This window comes from Brevundimonas sp. (assembly GCF_029946145.1).
Taxonomy (GTDB): domain Bacteria; phylum Pseudomonadota; class Alphaproteobacteria; order Caulobacterales; family Caulobacteraceae; genus Brevundimonas.
This window is the reverse complement of record NZ_JAQSDY010000021.1, coordinates 44,341-61,243: the sequence shown is the minus strand read 5'-3', so window position 1 is coordinate 61,243 and position 16,903 is coordinate 44,341. Positions and strand designations below refer to the sequence as shown.

The following is a 16,903-nucleotide window of genomic DNA, read 5'->3' as shown; positions in this document are numbered from 1 at the left end:
AAAGGTTAAAGATGAAACTGTTCGCTCTCGGCGCCTTCGCGCTTGCTTCCCTGGCCGCCGGCTCAGCCGCCGCCCAGGCCCAGGCTCCCGCCAACCCCGGCCCGGTGATCGCCGGCGTCTGCGTCTTCCACAACGACCGCATGCTGGCCCAGTCCACCGCGGGCCAGTCGGTGCAGGCCGGCATGCAGCGCCTGATCACCGAGGTCCAGGGCGAACTCCAGCCCTATGCCGCTGCGATCCAGACTGAAGCCCAGGCCCTGCAACAGGGCGGGGCCGCCGCCGACCCCCAGGGCACGCGCCGCCAGGCGCTGCAGCAGCGCGCCCAGGAGGCCCAGCAGCTGGAGCAGACCCGTCAGCAGGAGCTGCAGTACACCCAGGGCCTGCAGGTCCGCGCCATCGCCCAGGCCGCCGACCCGATCCTGGTCGCCGTCTATCAGGAGCGCGGCTGCGGCCTGCTGCTGGACCGTTCGGCCGTCTACATCTCCAATCCGGCGATGGACATTACCGACGTGGTCATGCAGCGCCTGAACACCGCCTTGCCGTCGTTGAGCTTCAACCGCAGCCCGGTGCCGGCCCAGGCTCCCGCCCAGTAGGGACGCCATGCCAGATCCGCGCTTCTTCGACAGCCTGCCGGCGCTCAGCGTCGCAGAGCTGGCCGGGCGGATCGGAGGCGAAGTGCAAAATGGCGGAGACCGTCAGGTCTCCGCCGTCGCGCCCCTGGCTTCGGCGGGGCCGACCGATGTCGCCTTCCTCGGCGACCGCAAATTCCAGGCAGCCCTGACCGGGACCCGCGCGGGCTGCGTCATCGTGCCCGCGAGCGCGGTCGAATTTGCACCGGCCGGCGCGGCCGTGATCGTGTCCGGTGAAGCCCAGGCTTCCTGGGCGCGAGCGTCGGCGTTGCTTCACCGGCCCGTGCCGCTGGACGTCGCCGCCAATCAGGATGTAGCCGCCGAGGATTCTTCCGTCATCTTCGAACCCGGGGTGGTTGTCGGCAGGGGCGTTCTGATCGGACGGGGATCGAGGATCGGCGCCAACACCGTCATCGGACCGGGCGTCCAGATCGGTCGCGACTGCCAGATCGGCTCGAATGTTACGATCGGCTTCGCCCTGGTCGGCGACCGGGTGAAGATCTATTCGGGCGCCCGGATCGGCGAACAGGGCTTCGGCGCGGCGGGATCGAAGGCGGGTCCGGTCGACATTCCCCAGCTGGGCCGGGTGGTCCTGCAGGACGGCGTCACCGTCGGCGCCAACTCCTGCATCGACCGCGGCGCCTATGACGACACGGTCATCGGCGAGAACACCAAGATCGATAATCTGGTCATGATCGGCCACAACTGCGTCATCGGCCGCAACTGCCTGATGGCGGCCAACACCGGCATCTCGGGTTCGGTCATCGTCGGCGACAACGTCATCTTCGGCGGCAAGGCGGGGATCGGCGACCATATCAGGATCGGCGAAGGGGCCCGCGTCGCGGCGGGCGCCGGCGTGCTGGCGGACATTCCCGCGGGCGAGACCTGGTCAGGCTATCCGGCCAAGCCGATCCGACAGTTCTTGCGTGAAACGATCTGGCTCGCCAAACAGGCGTCCGGAAAGGCGCGTTCCTAGCGCCCACGGCGAGGAAGGCCGCAGGATGAGTGACGACGGGAAGATCGATTACGCCGAGGTGATGCGGCGGCTGCCCCACCGCTATCCTTTCCTGCTGATCGACAAGGCGGAGGATTTCGTCCGCAACACCTCGATCACCGGCATCAAGAACGTCTCCCACAACGAGCCCTATTTTCCCGGTCACTTCCCCATCGATCCCGTCATGCCCGGCGTGATGATCGTCGAGGCCATGGCCCAGACAGGCGCCCTGCTGATGTCCAAGTCGATGGATGTGCAGGTCGAGGGCAAGGTGATCATGTTCATGTCGATCGACGGCGTGCGCTTCCGCAAGCCGGCGCGTCCCGGCGACCAGCTGCGCATGCAGGTGGTGGTCACGAAGATACGCGGCGACATCTTCAAATTCCGCGGCGAGACCTTCATCGACGGCAAGCTGGCCTCGGAGGCGGACTTCGCCGCCATGATGGTCACCATCGACAAGCCGGTGAGCCCGTGAGCCGCATCCACGCCACGGCCGTCGTCGACGCCGGCGCCCGGATCGCGGACGGCGTCGAGATCGGCCCCTGGTGCATCGTCGGCCCGGGCGTGGTGCTGGAGCCCGATGTCCGTCTGGTCAGTCATGCGGTGATCCAGCAGGACACAACGGTGGGCGCCCGGACCGTGATCCATCCCTTCTGCGTCATCGGCGGCGACCCCCAGCACACTGGCTACAAGGGCGAAACGGTCCGGCTGGAGATCGGGACCGACAACAGCATCCGCGAACACTCGACCTTCAACCGCGGCACGCCGCAGGGCGCGGGGGTGACCCGCGTCGGCTCCAATGGCCTGTTCATGACCGGCGCCCACGTCGGCCACGACTGCGTCGTCGGGGACAATGTGGTGATGGCCAACAACGCCACCCTGGGCGGGCACGCGCGCATCGGCTCGAAAGTCTTCCTCGGCGGTCTGGCCGCCGTGCACCAGAACGGCCGGGTAGGGCAGGGCGCCATCGTCGGCGGTCTGGCGGCGGTGACGCGCGATGTGATCCCTTATGGCTCGGCCTGGGGCAATCACGCGCAACTGCACGGCTTGAACCTGATCGGGCTGAAGCGGAAGGGCTATGACAAGACGGCGATCCGCCGTCTGCTGGCCGCCTATCGCGATCTGTTCGAGGGCGGCGGGACCTTCGCCGAGCGGCTGGACGCGGTCGAGCACGCATACGCCGACCTGCCCGAGATCATGGAGATCACGGCCTTCATCCGCGAGGACGGCAAACGGCCCCTTTGCCTGCCGGGCGAATGAGCGGTCCGGGAAAACTGGGCCTGATCGCGGGGGGCGGGGCCCTGCCCGTCGCGGTGGCGGCCCGGTGTGAGGCCGAAGGGCGGCCGGTGTTCGTGGTGCGGTTGACCGGCTTCGCCGATCCGCATCTGGCGCGCTATCCCGGCATCGAGGCGGGCATGGCTGAGATCGGCAAGGTGCTCTCGGCGCTGAGGAAGGCGGGCTGCGCGGCGGTGACCTTCGCCGGGACGGTGAACCGGCCGGACTTCAAGAACCTGAAGCCGGACTTCAAGGGAGCGACCCTGCTGCCTGGCATCGTGGCGGCGGCCAGCAAGGGCGACGACGCCCTGCTGCGCAAGATCCTGTCGGTGTTCGAAAACGAGGGCTACGCCATCGAGGGCGCGGACGACATTCTGGGCGGCGAGACATTGCCCGGCGGCGCGCTGGGGGCCGTTCAGCCCTCTCCGGAACAGCTTTCCGATCTAAGGAAAGCGCTTCATGTCGCGGAAAAGGCAGGCGAACTTGATATAGGTCAGGGCGCTGTCGTGTGTGACGGCCTGGTTCTGGCTGTTGAGGCGCAGGAGGGAACGGACGCCATGCTGGCCCGGGTCGCCGCCCTGCCGGCGGACCTGCGCGGCTCGGCCGGCGACCGCAAGGGGGCGTTGGGCAAGGCGCCCAAACCGATCCAGGACCTGCGGGTCGACATGCCGGTGATGGGCGCGCGCACCGTCGAACTGGCGGCCGCGGCGGGACTGGCGGGCGTCGGCGGGATCGCCGGCAAGCTGATCCTGATCGATCACGCCGCCATCGTGGAGGCGGCCGACCGGCTGGGCCTTTTCGTCTGGGGCGAGGGCGGCGAATGAGCCGGCCGTTGAAGATCATGCTGGTGGCCGGCGAGGCGTCCGGGGACGCGCTGGGCGCCGGCCTGGCCGAGGCGCTGAGGGCGCGATTGGCCGCCGACGTCGCCTTCGTCGGCGTCGGCGGCCCCCGGATGGCCGAGCAGGGAGTGCATAGCCCGTTCGACATCGCCGAGCTGTCCATCCTTGGCTGGCTCGAGGGGTTGAAGGCCTATGGCGTGGTCAGACGCCGGGTGACCGACACGGTCGCGCTCGCGGTCGCTGAAAAGCCCGACGCCGTGGTCCTGATCGATAGTTGGGGGTTCACCATCCGCGTCGCCAAGGCGCTGAAGGCGGCGCTGCCGGGGGTTCCCCTGATCAAATACGTCGGCCCGCAGGTCTGGGCGTCCCGGCCAGGCCGGGCGAAGACCCTGGCGGCGTCGGTGGATCACCTGCTGGCGCTCTACGCCTTTGATGCTCCGTGGTTCGAGCGGGAGGGGCTGCCGACCACGGTGGTGGGATCGCAGGCGCTGCATGTCGATTTCGGGAACGCGGACCCGGCGGCGTTCCGCAGGTCGCGGGGGATGGCGCCCGAAGCGAACCTGCTGCTGGTCCTGCCCGGCAGCCGGCCGTCCGAGATCCGGCTGATGACGCCCGTCTACGAGGCCGCCGTGGCGCGGCTCAAGGCGGCCGATCCGTCGCTGGAGGTCGCGGTCGTCGCGGCGGGGACCGTCGCCAACGATGTCGCCGGACAGGTGGCGGGATGGCCGTTCCGGGCTCATCTGGTACCGGAGAGCGAGAAATACGCCGCCATGCGAGCCGCTACGGTCGCCCTGGCCACCAGCGGCACGGTCTCGACCGAACTGGCGCTGGCGGGTGCGCCGATGGTCATCGCCTACCGTTTCCAGCCGCTCAGCTATGCGATCATGAAACCGTTCTTCACCGGCAAGTACGCGACCCTGTTCAACCACGCCGCCGACGCCGAGATCGCGCGCGAACTGATCCAGACGGACGCCACGCCGGAGTCGGCGGCGACGGAGGTCGGCCGGCTGCTGGCGGATCCCGAGGCGCGGCGGGTGCAGGTGGAGCGGCAGACAGCGGCGCTGGATCTGATGGGGCGGGAGGGGCGCGACCCGTCCGAGATCGCCGCGGACGCGGTCCTGCGGGTCATCGCCACGAAAAACGCCGGGGCCTGAGCCCCGGCGTTTCTGTCTGCGGACTTGCGGCTTAGCCGCGCTTCTGGATCGGCACGTAATCCCGTTCGGTCGGGCCCGTGTAGAGCTGGCGCGGGCGGCCGATCTTCTGGCCAGGGTCGGCCATCATTTCCTGCCACTGGGCGATCCAGCCGACGGTGCGGGCCAGCGAGAACAGTACGGTGAACATCGAGGTCGGGAAGCCCATCGCCGACAGGGTGATGCCCGAATAGAAGTCGACGTTCGGGAACAGTTTTCGCTCGATGAAATATTCGTCGTTCAGGGCGATCCGCTCCAGCTCCTTGGCGACCTGGAACAGCGGATCGTTGGGATCGCCGACGGCGGCCAGCACCTCGTCGGCGCTCTCCTTCATCACCTTGGCGCGCGGATCGTAGTTTTTGTACACGCGGTGGCCGAAGCCCATCAGCTTGTACTTCTTGGCCTTCACGCCCTCGATGAATTCAGGGATCCTGTCCGGGGTGCCGATCTCCTTGAGCATGTTCAGCGCCTCTTCATTGGCGCCCCCGTGCGACGGGCCCCACAGGCAGGCGATGCCGGCGGCGATGCAGGCGAACGGATTGGCGCCCGACGAACCGGCCAGGCGGACGGTCGAGGTCGAGGCGTTCTGCTCGTGATCGGCGTGCAGGATGAATATCCGGTCCATGGCCCTGGCCAGCACCGGATTGACCACATAGTCCTCGGCCGGAACGGCGAAGCACATGCGCAGGAAATTCTCGGCGTAGGTCAGATCGTTGCGCGGCGAGATGAACGGCTGGCCGATGTGATATTTATAGGCCCGCGCGGCCAGGGTCGGCATCTTGGCGATCAGACGGATGGCCGAGATGTTGCGCTGGACCGGATCATGGATGTCCAGGCTGTCGTGATAGAAGGCCGACAGGGCGCCGACCGTGCCGACCATGATCGCCATCGGGTGGGCGTCGCGGCGGAAGCCTTCGAAGAAGCGGTCGAACTGCGAGTGCAGCATCGTGTGCATGGTGATGTTGCGCTCGAAGGCCTCGTATTCCGAGGCCGTCGGCAGTTCGCCGTGCAGCAGCAGGTGGCAGACCTCGACGAAATTCGATTTCGAGGCCAGCTGGTCGATCGGATAGCCGCGGTGCAGCAGGGTGCCGACATCGCCGTCGATGAAGGTCAGGGCGCTCTCGCAGGCGGCAGTCGAGGTAAAGCCCGGGTCATAGGTGAAGGCTTCGGTCGCGCCGTACAGCTTGCGGATGTCGATCACGTCGGGGCCGGTGGAACCAGACAGGACGGGAAGCTCGACACTCTTGTCGCGGAAGGTGAGGGTCGCCGTGCCGGCGGGTTTGGCTTGTTCAGTCATTGCAGCCCCTTGGGGGTTAGGCGGAGACCGGCGCGGAGAGGCGCAATCCACGGTCTGATGAATTGTCAGATAGTCTGTTGCAGCGCATCATCCAAGCGCCCGAGGCTTTCTTCGCGTCCCAGGGCGGCCAGAGTTTTGGCGATGTCAGGCGAGACGCCGTCGCCCGTCAAGGCTGCGCGGACGGGCGGGCCGATCTTGCCGAAACCAACGGCCTCCTCCTCGGCGAAGACCTTGAGCTCGGCCTCGAGCGCGAACACGTCCCAGCTGGCGAAAAGCCTGAGTCGGTCGCGCAGGCGGCCGATGCGCTCGCCTGATTCTCCGGCCAGCATCGGCAGGCCCTTTTCGTAGATCTTCAGCGGGCGCGGACGCAGGACGAAGGCGGTCTGATCGGCCAGTTCCAGCGTCGTCTTCGCCCGGTCCTTCACGAACGGCATGGCCTTCAGCAGCCGGGCCTCGTCGTCGGGCCCGAGGGCGTGGCCGCGCGCCAGATGGACGTCCAGCGTCATCTTGGCCAGCCGGTCGTCGTCGGCCAGGCGGATCCAGTGGGCGTTCACGTGGGCCAGCTTGTCGAAGTCCAGCCGGGCCGGCGCCTTGCCGACGCCGGTCAGGTCGAACCACTCCAGCGCCTGGGCGTCGTTGAACAGCTCGTCATCGCCGTGGGCCCAGCCCAGCCGGGCCAGATAGTTGCGCATGGCCTCGGGCAGATAGCCCATTTCGGCGTACTCATGCACGGCCTGCGCCCCATGCCGCTTGGACAGTTTGGCGCCGTCGGGACCGTGGATCAGCGGGATGTGGGCGAAGCTCGGCCGGGTCCAGCCCAGGGCGTCATAGATCAGGCTCTGGCGGGCGGCGTTGTTCAGGTGATCGTCGCCGCGAATGACGTGGGTCACGCCCATGTCGTGGTCGTCGACCACGACGGCCAGGTTGTAGGTCGGCGCGCCGTCCGAACGCAGCAGGACCAGATCGTCCAGATCGTCATTGGCCCAGCTGACCGTTCCCTGCACCTGGTCCTCGACCGTCACCTGACCGGGCAGGGGGCGACGGAAACGAACGACGTGGGGCTGTGACAGGTCATCGACCGTGGGTTCGCGGTCGCGCCAGGGCGATTCAAACGTGCGCCGCTCGGCCTTGGCCAGGTCGCGCAGGCGTCCGGTTTCCTCGGCCGAGGTGAAGTCGCGATAGGCGGCGCCCCGCTCCAGCAGCTCGTTGACGACCTCCCGGTGGCGGTCGGCGCGGCTGAACTGGAAGACGGGCTCCTCGTCCGCGAACAGCTCCAGCCAGCTCAGACCGTCGAAAATGGCCTTCACGGCTTCGTCCGTGGACCGTTCCCGGTCGGTGTCCTCGACGCGGACCAGGAACTTTCCGTTGTGTCCCTTGGCATACAAATAGTTGAAAAGCGCCGTCCGGGCGCCTCCTATGTGCAGGGAACCGGTCGGCGAGGGGGCGAAACGGGTGACGACGGCTGGCGTGGGAGCGGACGGGGAGGTCATGGCGGGCGTTATAGCGCCGACGCCGGCAAAGCCCAGCCTTGCTGCGCGCGCCCGGGCCTTCCTGTCGGATCAGGCCGCGGCGCAGACCCTGCGGTGGCGGATGTGGGCCCCCGTGGCCTTCGGCGGAGGTTGCGCCGTTTATTTCGCGCTGAAGAGCGAGCCGCCAGCCTGGCCGCTGCTGCTGGCCGCCGGGATCACCGCCGGGCTGTGGCTGGGCGCGCGCCGTATGGCGCTGGGCCGCGTCTGGACCCTGCCGTTGCTGATGCTGGCCTGTTTCGCGCTCGGCGTCGCGGTGGCGAAGCTGCGAACGGAAGCGGTCACGGCGCCCATCGCCCCGGCCATGGCCGAACCGACCGTGGTCGAGGGCTGGGTGGTGGACGTCGACAGCCCCGGGTCGGCGGGCCCGCGCCTGGTGATCGCCCCGGTGCGGATACGCGGTCTGACACCGGAACAGACGCCGGTGCGGTTGCGGGCGACCGTGCGGGGCGCGACACCAGCGCCGGGCGAGGCGGTGCGGCTGTTCGCCATTCTCAACCCGCCGCCGGCGCCGGCCAGTCCCGGAGCCTATGATTTCGGCCGCAACGCCTTCTTCCAGAGTCTGGGCGGGGTGGCCTTCTCGCTCGGCGAGACCCGGCCGACGTATCTGGCTCCGCCGCCGTGGCGGGTGCGGGCGGCGATGGCGGTCAATGGCCTGCGATTCGATCTGGCCCGTCGCATCGTCGCGCGGCTGGGCGAACGGACCGGCGGGGTCGCGGCGGCCATGACGACCGGTCAGGAGGCGTGGCTGAACCCGGACGACGTCGATGTGATGCGCGATTCCGGCCTGGCGCACATCCTGTCGATCTCGGGCCTGCATATGGCGGTGGTCGGCGGGTTCGCCTTCTTTCTGGTGCGGCTGCTGGTCGCGGCCTGGCCGTGGCTGGCGCTGCGCGTTCCGGGCAAGAAGGTCGCGGCGGTCGGAGGGCTGCTGGCGGTCGGGACCTATCTGATCGTGTCGGGCGCGCCGCCCCCGGCCGAGCGGGCGGCGATCACGGCCTCGATCGCCTTTCTGGCCATCCTGCTGGACCGGCAGGCCATAACCATGCACGCCCTGGCCGTCGCGGCCTTCGTGGTCCTTCTGCTGCAGCCGGAGGCAATCGTCACGCCCGGTTTCCAGATGTCCTTCGCGGCGACGGCGGCGCTGGTGGCCCTGGTCGAGGCGTGGCCACGGCGGCCGAAAGAGATATCCGCGCCCCTCCCCATCCTGATCGTCCAGCGGGCCGGCGCCTGGCTGGCGGCGGCGGTTCTGGCCAGTCTGGTCGCGGGAGCGGCGACCGGGCCGTTCGCCATGCAGCATTTCAACCGCACGGCCATGTACGGGCTGGCGGCCAATCTGGCGTCGGCGCCGGTGTCGGATTTTCTGATCATGCCAATGCTGGCCCTTGGGGCCCTTCTCGAGCCGCTGGGGCTGGGCGCGCCCTTCCTGTGGTTGGCGGGACAGGGGATCGGCCTGATGCTGGGCATCGGTGAATGGACGGCGAACCTGCCGGGGGCGGTCCGGACGGTGGCCAGCGCGCCGGACTTTGTCCTGCCCGTCTCGTTCCTCGGCGTGCTGTTCTGCTGTCTCTGGCGCGGGCCGTTGCGGTGGCTGGGCCTGCCGTTCGCGGCGGCGGTCATGCTGTGGCCCCGCGCGCCTGCGCCGGACATCTGGATCGGTGACGGCGGGACCAATGCGGCCTGGGTGCAGGCCGGACAGACGGTGGTGATGCGGCCCGGCGTGCGGCAATTCGCGGTCGACGTCTGGTCGCGGCGGCGGGGCGTCTTGCCGCAGGAGCGTCCGTCAGAGGGCTGGACCTGCACCCGTTTCGCCTGTGCGCCAGAGGCCCCGGCAGCCGGGCCGCTGGCTCTGTGGTGGGGAAAGAAGCCGCCGTCGCCCGAACAGATCGACGCCCTGTGCCGCGCGGCTCCTGTGGTCAGCGTGCGCGCCGCCCTGACGGCCCTGCCGTCGACATGCGAGGGCCGCCTGGTGCTGGACGGCCTGGACTACGCCCGGGGCGGGGCGGTGGAGCTGTGGCGCGACGGCCCGCCGCCGGCCGGTCGCTGGCGTGCGGTCTGGGCGGCGGACCTGCGCGGCGACCGGCCGTGGAGCCGGTTCGGCGATCCGGATGTCAGTGATAGCGGCGGATGAGGCCGACCAGCTTGCCCTGAACCTCGACCTGATCGGGGCCGAAGATGCGAGTCTCGTAGTTGCGGTTGGCCGGCTCAAGCGCGATCGAGCCGCCCTTCTTGCGCAGGCGCTTCAGGGTGGCTTCCTCGCCCTCGACCAGGGCCACGACGATGTCGCCCGAGGTGGCGGTGTCGGTCGATTTGATGATCACCAGATCGCCGTTCAGGATCCCGGCCTCGATCATGGAGTCGCCCTCGATCTCGAGCATGTAGTGCTCGCCCGCGCCCAACATGGCCTCGGGCACCGGATAGCGGGCGGTCTCGTGTTCGATGGCCGCGATGGGCGTGCCGGCGGCGATCTTGCCCATCAGCGACAGTTCGCGGGTGTCGTTGGCCGGCTCGGCGGCCATGGGGCGTCCGCCCCCCTGAATGACGTCGGGACGGAAGGGCTGGCGACCACGCGGCTGGGAGGGCGTGGCCTGTTCCGGCAGTTTGGTCACTTCCAGCGCCCGGGCCCGGTGGGCGAGACGGCGGATGAAGCCGCGCTCCTCCAGGGCCGTGATCAGCCGGTGGATGCCCGACTTGGACGCCAGATCCAGCGCCTCCTTCATCTCGTCGAAGGAGGGGGAGACGCCCGTTTCCTTGATGCGCTCATGGATGAACATCAGAAGTTCGTGCTGTTTGCGCGTGAGCATGGAGGTCCTCGAGGCGAATCCCGTTGTGAGAAACGTAGCGGAACAAACCGCAAACGTCCACAAGGTGTTCCTGTGCTGTTCCGGTTAAGGTCCGGTTACCGGCGCAGTCCTGGCGATCGTCAGCCCATCAAGGCGCGGGTCGCCGCCTCGACGTCAGCCTGCCGCATGAGGCTTTCGCCGACCAGCACCGCCTGGGCATGGGCGTCGGACACCCGCTGCACGTCGTCCGGGGTGAATATGCCGCTTTCGGCGACCAGAAGGGCGCGGACGGGGCTGAGCATGGCGAGGCGTTCGATGACGGCGAGGTCGACCTCGAAGGTGCGCAGGGAGCGGTTGTTGATCCCGACCAGATCGCCGCCCAGCTTGCAGGCGCGGGCCATTTCGGCCTCGTCGTGGGTCTCGATCAGGGCGTCCATGCCGAACCGTCCGGCCTCAGAGAGAAGCTCCCCCGCCAGCGTGTCGTCGATCATGGCGAGGATGATCAGGACACAGTCGGCGCCCAGGGCCCGGCTCTCGGCCACCTGCCACGGATCGACGAGGAAGTCCTTGCGAAGACAGGGAAGGGCGGTCGCGTCACGCGCGGCGGCGAGGAAGGCGTCGTCGCCCTGGAAGCTGGGGCCGTCGGTCAGGACCGACAGGCAGCTCGCGCCGCCGCGCTCGTAGGCGCGGGCGAGGGCCGGCGGATCGAAGTCGGCGCGGATCAGGCCCTTGGACGGGCTGGCCTTCTTGATCTCGGCGATCAGGGCCGGGCGGCCGGTTTCCTCGACGTGACGTTCAAGCGCGGCCCGGAAGCCTCGCGGAGCCGACGTCTGACGCGCCAGAGCCTCGACAGCATCCTGCGAGGTCGCGGCCTTGCGGGCGGCCACCTCTGCCCGTTTGTAAGCGGCGATGCCGGCGAGGACGTCGTTCACGCCGGTTCTTCCGGCTCGGGCGAATTGGTGGCCTCGACCAGATCCGTCAGGGCCTTCCCGGCCCGGCCGTCGTCGATGACCTTGGCGGCGATGGCGGCGCCCTCCTTCAGATCGGCGGCGCGGTCGGCGACAACCAGGGCGGCGGCGGCGTTGAGCAGTACGATGTCGCGGTACGCGCCCGGCTGGCCCGCCAGCAGTTTGTGCAGGGCCAGGGCGTTCTCCTCGGCGTCGCCGCCGCGGAGATCCTCGATCGAGGCGCGGGGCAGGCCGGCGTCCTCGGGCGTGACGGTGAAGCGGCGCACGACGCCGTCGCGCCACTCGGCCACGCCGGTGGGGCCGGTGGTGGTCAGCTCGTCCAGACCCTGTCCGTGCACCACCCAGGCGCGCTCTGCGCCCAGCCGGCCCAGCACCTCGGCGAGGGGCTCCAGCAGGCGGGGGTCATAGACGCCCATGACCTGTCGTTTCGCGGACGCCGGGTTCGAAAGCGGCCCCAACAGATTGAAAACAGTACGAAAACCGATCTCGGCACGAACCGGCCCGACGTGACGCATGGCGCCGTGATAGGCGGGGGCGAACAGGAAGGCGATGCCGGCGTCGTCCAGCGAGCGACGCTGCTGGGCCGGGCTGGCGGCGAGGTTGACGCCGAGGGCCGCCAGCACGTCGGACGAGCCGGACTTCGAGCTCAGGGCCCGGTTGCCGTGCTTGGCGACCTTCAGGCCGGCGCCGGCCAGAACCAGGGCCGCGGCGGTCGAGATGTTGAAGGTGTGCTGGCCGTCGCCGCCGGTGCCGCAGGTGTCGATGACGTCGTACGGATGGTCCAGCTTCAGGGCCGCGTCGCGCATGGCCGCCGCGAAGGCGGCGATTTCCTCGACCGTCTCGCCGCGGATGCGCAAGGCGGTGACGGCGGCGGCGACCTGGGCCGGGGTCGGTTCGCCGCGCAGGCAGGCGGCGAAGAAGGCGTGCGCCTCTTCCGTCGACAGCACGCGGCCTTCGACCAGCTTGGCCAGCAGGGGTTTGAAGCCGTCGGCCATGATCAGACCATCGCCCGGCGTCTGACGTTGGCCAGATCGAGGAAGTTCGCCAGCAGGTCGTGGCCGTGCTCGGTGGCGATGGACTCCGGGTGAAACTGGACCCCGTGGATCGGCCGCGTGCGGTGCGCCAGCCCCATGATCTCGCCGTCGGCGGTCCAGGCGGTCACCTCCAGCACCTCGGGCAGGGTTTCGCGACGGACGGCGAGGCTGTGATAGCGGGTGGCGGTGAAGGGCGAGGGCAGGTCCTTGAACACGCTCTGGCCCGCGTGCTCGATCGGCGAGGTCTTGCCGTGCATCAGCGCCTTGGCGCGTATCACCTCGCCCCCGAACGCCTGGCCCATGGCCTGATGGCCGAGGCAGACGCCGAAGATCGGCATGTCCAGCGGCGCGCTGTCGAGGATCGACAGGCAGATCCCCGCCTCGTTGGGCGTGCAGGGTCCCGGCGACAGCAGGACGGCTTCGGGCTTCAGAGCCCAGGCTTCGGCGGCGGTCAGGTCGTCGTTGCGGACGACATGCGTCTCCGCGCCCAGCTCCGCGAGGTAGTGGACGAGGTTGTAGGTAAAGCTGTCGTAGTTATCGACGACCAGGATCATGGTCGGCTTCTAGGGGCTGCGGGGCCATGCGCCAAGCGTGTCGGGCCGTAAGTCTTCGTTAACCGAACCGTCCCGAATTGGGATTGTCCGAACGGAGACCGGCCATGACCGACAAGACCATCGCGAAAGCCCGCGCCTTGCTCGCGCCGACGGCGGCCCCGGCCAATCCCTATGCGACGCTGGGCGCAGCGGCGCTGGCGGCGACGGCGGCGGTGCTGATGGCCGGTGTGCTGGTGCTCGGACCGGGCGTCCGGTTCGACGAGACGGTCGTTTCCGCTCAGCCCTGAGGGTTTCCGAACGGATAGCGCCAGGCGTCTTCCGCGGCGCGCATGGGGGCCTGGGCCTTGGCTTTCGTTTCGGCGTATTCGGCGGCCGGATCGCTGTCGGCCACCACGCCGGCTCCGGCCTGGACGTGAATCTTGCCATCGGCGAACAGGGCGGTGCGCAGGACGATGCAGATGTCTGCCTCGCCGCCCGCCGAGATGTAGCCTACGCCCCCGCCATAGCCGGCGCCGCGCTTGGTCGTCTCCAGCTCGTCGATGATCTCCATCGCCCGCACCTTGGGCGCGCCCGACAGCGTACCGGCGGGCAGGGCGGCCAGCAGGGTGTCGACGGCGTCCAGCTTCGGATCGGCGTCGCCCTGCACCTCGGAGACGATGTGCATGACCGAGCTGTAACGCTCGATGCGGAAGCTCTCGATGACCTCGACGGTGCCCGGGGCGGCGACGCGGCCCACGTCGTTGCGACCAAGGTCCAGCAGCATCAGATGCTCGGCCCGTTCCTTGGGATCGGCCAGAAGTTCGGCCTCCAGGGCGCGGTCGGCCTCGGGCGTCTCGCCGCGCGGCCGGGTGCCGGCCAGCGGGCGGATGGTCACCCGGCCGTCCTTGAGCCGCACCAGGATTTCCGGGCTGGAACCGGCCAGCTGGAAGTCGCCGAAGTCGAGGAAGAACAGATAGGGCGAGGGGTTGGAGCGCCGCAGCGAGCGGTAGAAGGCGAACGGATCAGCGCTCCATGGCGCGGCGAACCGGTGGCTGAGCACGACCTGGAAGATGTCGCCGGCGCCGATGTAGTCCTTGGCCCGCGCCACCAGTTCGCCGAAGCCGGCGGCGTCGACCGGCGAAACGAACTCGGGCGCGGCGGTCTCGATCGCCGCGGGCAGGACGGGCAGGGGCGTGCGAAGTTCGGTCTCGAAGGCGTCCAGCCGGTCGACGGCGGCGGCGAAGGCGGCCTCGGCGGTCGCCCCGTTGTCGGGGTAGGCGGCCGAGACCAGCACGATCTCGTGGCGGACGGAGTCGAAGATGGCGACCAGCGTCGGTCGGGTCAGGACGGCGTCCGGCAGGTCCAGCGGGTCCGGGTTCGGCGGGCCCAGCGGCTCCAGCAGCCGCACCATGTCATAGCCGAAGACTCCGAACAGGCCGGCGGCCATCGGCGGCAGATCGTCGGGCAGGTCGAAGCGCGAGGCGGCCATCAGCGCCCGCAGCGACCCCAGGGCGTCGCCGCTCTCCGGCGTGAACCGGCCTTCGTCGATCGCGGGGCCGCGCGCCAGTTCGGCCTGCCCGTCACGGCAGCGCCACACGGCGTCGGGTTCGCGCGTGATGATCGAGTAGCGACCGTTGACGGCCCCGCCCTCGACGGATTCCAGCAGGAAGGCGTGGGTCCGGCCGTGCCCGACCTTCAGGAAGGCCGAGACGGGCGTCTCCAGGTCGTCGACCAGCCGGCGGACGACCACGCGGGGAAGGCCGACGGCCCAGCCCCGCTGGAAGTCGGCGAAGTCGGCCGCGCCTGTCCCAGGGGTCATTGTCCCTGGGCAGGCGCCGCGGCGCCGGCGGCGGGCGCGGCCGGCGCTTCGGCGGGCAGGCCGAGCGCCGCGCGGGCCAGGGCTTCGTCATACCGGGCCTTCGAGCGGGCGGCGGCGGCCTTGAGCGCCAGTTCGCCCACAGCGTTCACATTGTCGCTGGCCATGCGCTGGCGGAACTGCTCGGCCATCGGCGCGGCCAGAACGGCCGGGGCGGCCGTGATCCGGTCAGTGCGGCCGATGACGAAGCTGTCGTTGGTGTTCTGCTGCGAGAACATCTCACCGCGCGCGCTGCTGAACACGCCCTGGACGACGCCCTGGCCATACTGCTGGACCGACTGACGGTTCAGGCCGGAGCCGGTCTGGACGGTCGCGCCGGCCGAGGCCGCCACCGCGGCCAGATCCTCGCCGCCGCGGACGCGGGCGGCCAGCGCGTTGGCGCGGGTGGTCAGCAGACGGACGTTTTCACGCAGAACCCATTGCTGGGCCAGAGGGGCGCGGATCGTTTCCAGCGGCGGCAGGGCGGCGGGCGTGACCTCGTCCACGCGGACCACGAAATACTGGCCCTGGCCCATGTCGACGACTTCGCTCTCGGCGCCCTTGCCCAGGGTCCACATGGTCTGGACCAACTGGGGCGGCAACGGCGGGTTGATGTCCTGACCGTTGCGCAGCTTGCCGTCCTCCCGGATCGCCGGCACCTGGATGATGCGGGCTCCGATCTCGGCCACGGCGGCGTCCAGGGTCTTGCCGGCCTGACGGGCCTTCTCATAGGCCTCGACGCGCGCGTAGACGGCGGCGCGGGCGTCTTCGGCCCGCAGTTCCTCGATGACCTGCTCGCGCACGTCGGCCAGGGTGGCGGCGCGGCCCGGAGTGATGGCGGTCACCTTGGCGACCACGAACCCGACGCTGGCCTGGACCGGAACCGAGACTTCGTTGGCGGCCAGGCCGAAGACGGCGGCGGCGATGGCCGGGTCGCCCAGGGCGCTGCGCGGCGTGTCGGCGTAGTCAGCCGGCTGGATGTTGTTGGCGCCGGCGACGGCGGCCGGCGCCTGGCCGGCGCGCAGGGCGGCGGCGATACGGTCGGCGGCGGCGCGGCTCGGCGCCGTCAGGGTCACGAAGGTGCGCTTCTCCGGCAGGGACAGGGCGTCCCGACGGAAGTTGAACCGTTCCGCGATCCGGGTCTCGCTGATGGCGGCGGGCGCCGCGCGGTCGTCGAACAGGACGACGGAGGCGGTGCGCGATTCGGGCAGACGCAGTTCGGCGGCGTTCTGGTTCATGAAGGCGGTCAGCTGGGCGTCGGTCGGGGTTCCCGCCGTCCCGGCCATGGCCTGGGTCACGGAGAACCAGCGGCCGTCGCGGGTTTCCAGCGCCTGGCTGGCCAGAACCGCGCCATAGATACGCGGCAGGCGCATCCCGGCGCCGAGCGCCGAGCCATAGTGCTGGGTGATGTACTGGTCGCGCAGCTGGGCCTCGAACATCTCGGGCGTCGCGTTGTTTTCAGCCAGTTTGGCCCGGTACTGGTTCTCGTCGAACTTGCCGGTCACGGAATCGAAGAAGCCCGGCGCCTGGCGGATCTGGCGCAGGACCAGTTCCTTGCCGGGACGGATGCCTGTCTGCCAGGCCCAGTTGAGGAAACCCAGCTGCTGCGACCGCTGCTGGAGGTACTGGACCAGGCCGCCCTGGCCGACAAGTTCCTCGAAGGTCAGGGCCCGTCCGGCCTGTTCCTGGGACTGTTGGAGAATACGGTCCATCTCGCCGCGGAACTCGGCCTGACCCACGCTGCGATCGCCGGCCGTGACCACATGCCTGGGCCCCAGGTTGCCCAGCACGTCCAGCTGGGTGCCGCCGGTCACGAGCAGCGCGAGCGCCAGAACAACCAGAAGCCCGATGGCCCATTTGGACTTGGCGAAGGTGCGAAACGCAGTGAGCATGGTCGGTCCTGGCGGAACAGCGGCGAGAGTGTCGCTTGGCCTATAGGGCGTGAGCGACCCGCACGGCAAGACAATGGCCATTCTTGTC

At 69.4% G+C, this 16,903-nt stretch carries 16 protein-coding genes; 8 read left to right on the top strand and 8 right to left on the bottom strand.

Features of this window, described 5'->3' with window-relative positions; genetic code table 11:
* The first annotated feature begins 11 nt into the window (after positions 1 to 11).
* Genes PSV23_RS08840 through lpxB form a run of 6 tightly spaced genes read left to right on the top strand, consistent with a single transcriptional unit; the run spans position 12 to position 4,891 of the window.
* A complete protein-coding gene (locus tag PSV23_RS08840) occupies positions 12 to 593 on the top strand; it encodes an OmpH family outer membrane protein (RefSeq protein WP_300467982.1) in 582 nt (193 codons plus the stop codon).
* A 7-nt stretch (positions 594 to 600) separates the two neighbouring features.
* Positions 601 to 1,605 (top strand): UDP-3-O-(3-hydroxymyristoyl)glucosamine N-acyltransferase, encoded by a 1,005-nt coding sequence (gene lpxD, locus PSV23_RS08835; protein ID WP_300467981.1) that lies wholly within the window; start codon positions 601 to 603, stop codon positions 1,603 to 1,605.
* 25 nt (positions 1,606 to 1,630) lie between these two features.
* Complete coding sequence (gene fabZ, locus PSV23_RS08830; RefSeq protein ID WP_300467979.1) at positions 1,631 to 2,098, top strand: 3-hydroxyacyl-ACP dehydratase FabZ; 468 nt, start codon at positions 1,631 to 1,633, stop codon at positions 2,096 to 2,098.
* The gene (gene lpxA / locus PSV23_RS08825) at positions 2,095 to 2,883 is read left to right on the top strand and encodes an acyl-ACP--UDP-N-acetylglucosamine O-acyltransferase (protein ID WP_300467977.1); all 789 of its coding nucleotides are present in this window, start codon (positions 2,095 to 2,097) and stop codon (positions 2,881 to 2,883) included. Before fabZ ends, lpxA begins: the two co-directional genes overlap by 4 nt.
* Positions 2,880 to 3,722, top strand: coding sequence for an LpxI family protein (locus tag PSV23_RS08820; RefSeq protein WP_300467975.1), 843 nt, complete (start codon positions 2,880 to 2,882; stop codon positions 3,720 to 3,722). Before lpxA ends, PSV23_RS08820 begins: the two co-directional genes overlap by 4 nt.
* Positions 3,719 to 4,891, top strand: a complete 1,173-nt coding sequence (gene lpxB / locus PSV23_RS08815; RefSeq protein ID WP_300467973.1) for a lipid-A-disaccharide synthase — start codon at positions 3,719 to 3,721, stop codon at positions 4,889 to 4,891. The genes PSV23_RS08820 and lpxB overlap by 4 nt, the downstream gene beginning before the upstream one ends.
* Positions 4,892 to 4,922: 31 nt before the next feature.
* On the opposite strand, the gene gltA is transcribed toward lpxB, so the two are convergent.
* Together gltA and gltX are read right to left on the bottom strand one after the other, a co-directional pair.
* Positions 4,923 to 6,224 (bottom strand): citrate synthase, encoded by a 1,302-nt coding sequence (gene gltA / locus PSV23_RS08810; protein ID WP_300467971.1) that lies wholly within the window; start codon positions 6,222 to 6,224, stop codon positions 4,923 to 4,925.
* Positions 6,225 to 6,289: 65 nt separating this feature from the next.
* Positions 6,290 to 7,714 carry a glutamate--tRNA ligase gene (gene gltX / locus PSV23_RS08805; protein ID WP_300467969.1) on the bottom strand — a complete coding sequence of 475 codons (1,425 nt, stop codon included), beginning with the start codon at positions 7,712 to 7,714 and terminating at the stop codon, positions 6,290 to 6,292.
* Between gltX and PSV23_RS08800 the strand changes: the two genes are divergently transcribed.
* Positions 7,713 to 9,881 (top strand): ComEC/Rec2 family competence protein, encoded by a 2,169-nt coding sequence (locus tag PSV23_RS08800; RefSeq protein ID WP_300467967.1) that lies wholly within the window; start codon positions 7,713 to 7,715, stop codon positions 9,879 to 9,881. The genes gltX and PSV23_RS08800 overlap by 2 nt on opposite strands.
* Here the strand turns inward: PSV23_RS08800 and lexA are convergent.
* From lexA to PSV23_RS08780, 4 genes are all read right to left on the bottom strand, one after another.
* The gene (lexA, locus tag PSV23_RS08795; protein WP_300467965.1) at positions 9,862 to 10,554 is read right to left on the bottom strand and encodes a transcriptional repressor LexA; all 693 of its coding nucleotides are present in this window, start codon (positions 10,552 to 10,554) and stop codon (positions 9,862 to 9,864) included. The genes PSV23_RS08800 and lexA overlap by 20 nt on opposite strands.
* Positions 10,555 to 10,673: 119 nt before the next feature.
* A complete protein-coding gene (trpC, locus tag PSV23_RS08790) occupies positions 10,674 to 11,465 on the bottom strand; it encodes an indole-3-glycerol phosphate synthase TrpC (RefSeq protein WP_300467963.1) in 792 nt (263 codons plus the stop codon).
* The gene (gene trpD / locus PSV23_RS08785) at positions 11,462 to 12,496 is read right to left on the bottom strand and encodes an anthranilate phosphoribosyltransferase (protein WP_300467961.1); all 1,035 of its coding nucleotides are present in this window, start codon (positions 12,494 to 12,496) and stop codon (positions 11,462 to 11,464) included. The genes trpC and trpD overlap by 4 nt, the downstream gene beginning before the upstream one ends.
* 2 nt (positions 12,497 to 12,498) lie before the next feature.
* Entirely contained in the window at positions 12,499 to 13,089 is a 591-nt protein-coding gene (locus tag PSV23_RS08780; protein ID WP_300467959.1) for an aminodeoxychorismate/anthranilate synthase component II, read from the bottom strand.
* Between the two features lie 104 nt (positions 13,090 to 13,193).
* Here PSV23_RS08780 and PSV23_RS08775 point away from each other — a divergent pair, with 104 nt between their 5' ends.
* Positions 13,194 to 13,376: a peptidoglycan-binding protein gene (locus PSV23_RS08775; protein ID WP_300467957.1), complete on the top strand. Its 183-nt coding sequence runs from the start codon at positions 13,194 to 13,196 to the stop codon at positions 13,374 to 13,376.
* Here PSV23_RS08775 and trpE read toward each other — a convergent pair.
* Positions 13,367 to 14,887, bottom strand: coding sequence for an anthranilate synthase component I (trpE, locus tag PSV23_RS08770; protein ID WP_300467955.1), 1,521 nt, complete (start codon positions 14,885 to 14,887; stop codon positions 13,367 to 13,369). The two genes, PSV23_RS08775 and trpE, sit on opposite strands and share 10 nt — an antisense overlap.
* Positions 14,884 to 16,815 carry a peptidylprolyl isomerase gene (locus PSV23_RS08765; RefSeq protein WP_300467953.1) on the bottom strand — a complete coding sequence of 644 codons (1,932 nt, stop codon included), beginning with the start codon at positions 16,813 to 16,815 and terminating at the stop codon, positions 14,884 to 14,886. Before PSV23_RS08765 ends, trpE begins: the two co-directional genes overlap by 4 nt.
* Positions 16,816 to 16,903 lie beyond the last annotated feature (88 nt).

What these genes read in the sequence shown, in the direction of transcription:
- PSV23_RS08840 (WP_300467982.1), top strand. Translation starts at nt 12, where the DNA reads ATGAAACTGTTCGCTCTCGGCGCCTTCGCGCTTGCTTCCCTGGCCGCC.
- lpxD (WP_300467981.1), top strand. Translation starts at nt 601, where the DNA reads ATGCCAGATCCGCGCTTCTTCGACAGCCTGCCGGCGCTCAGCGTCGCA.
- fabZ (WP_300467979.1), top strand. Translation starts at nt 1,631, where the DNA reads ATGAGTGACGACGGGAAGATCGATTACGCCGAGGTGATGCGGCGGCTG.
- PSV23_RS08820 (WP_300467975.1), top strand. Translation starts at nt 2,880, where the DNA reads ATGAGCGGTCCGGGAAAACTGGGCCTGATCGCGGGGGGCGGGGCCCTG.
- lpxB (WP_300467973.1), top strand. Translation starts at nt 3,719, where the DNA reads ATGAGCCGGCCGTTGAAGATCATGCTGGTGGCCGGCGAGGCGTCCGGG.
- gltA (WP_300467971.1), bottom strand. Translation starts at nt 6,224, where the DNA reads ATGACTGAACAAGCCAAACCCGCCGGCACGGCGACCCTCACCTTCCGC.
- PSV23_RS08800 (WP_300467967.1), top strand. Translation starts at nt 7,713, where the DNA reads ATGGCGGGCGTTATAGCGCCGACGCCGGCAAAGCCCAGCCTTGCTGCG.
- gltX (WP_300467969.1), bottom strand. Translation starts at nt 7,714, where the DNA reads ATGACCTCCCCGTCCGCTCCCACGCCAGCCGTCGTCACCCGTTTCGCC.
- lexA (WP_300467965.1), bottom strand. Translation starts at nt 10,554, where the DNA reads ATGCTCACGCGCAAACAGCACGAACTTCTGATGTTCATCCATGAGCGC.
- trpD (WP_300467961.1), bottom strand. Translation starts at nt 12,496, where the DNA reads ATGGCCGACGGCTTCAAACCCCTGCTGGCCAAGCTGGTCGAAGGCCGC.
- PSV23_RS08780 (WP_300467959.1), bottom strand. Translation starts at nt 13,089, where the DNA reads ATGATCCTGGTCGTCGATAACTACGACAGCTTTACCTACAACCTCGTC.
- PSV23_RS08775 (WP_300467957.1), top strand. Translation starts at nt 13,194, where the DNA reads ATGACCGACAAGACCATCGCGAAAGCCCGCGCCTTGCTCGCGCCGACG.
- trpE (WP_300467955.1), bottom strand. Translation starts at nt 14,887, where the DNA reads ATGACCCCTGGGACAGGCGCGGCCGACTTCGCCGACTTCCAGCGGGGC.
- PSV23_RS08765 (WP_300467953.1), bottom strand. Translation starts at nt 16,815, where the DNA reads ATGCTCACTGCGTTTCGCACCTTCGCCAAGTCCAAATGGGCCATCGGG.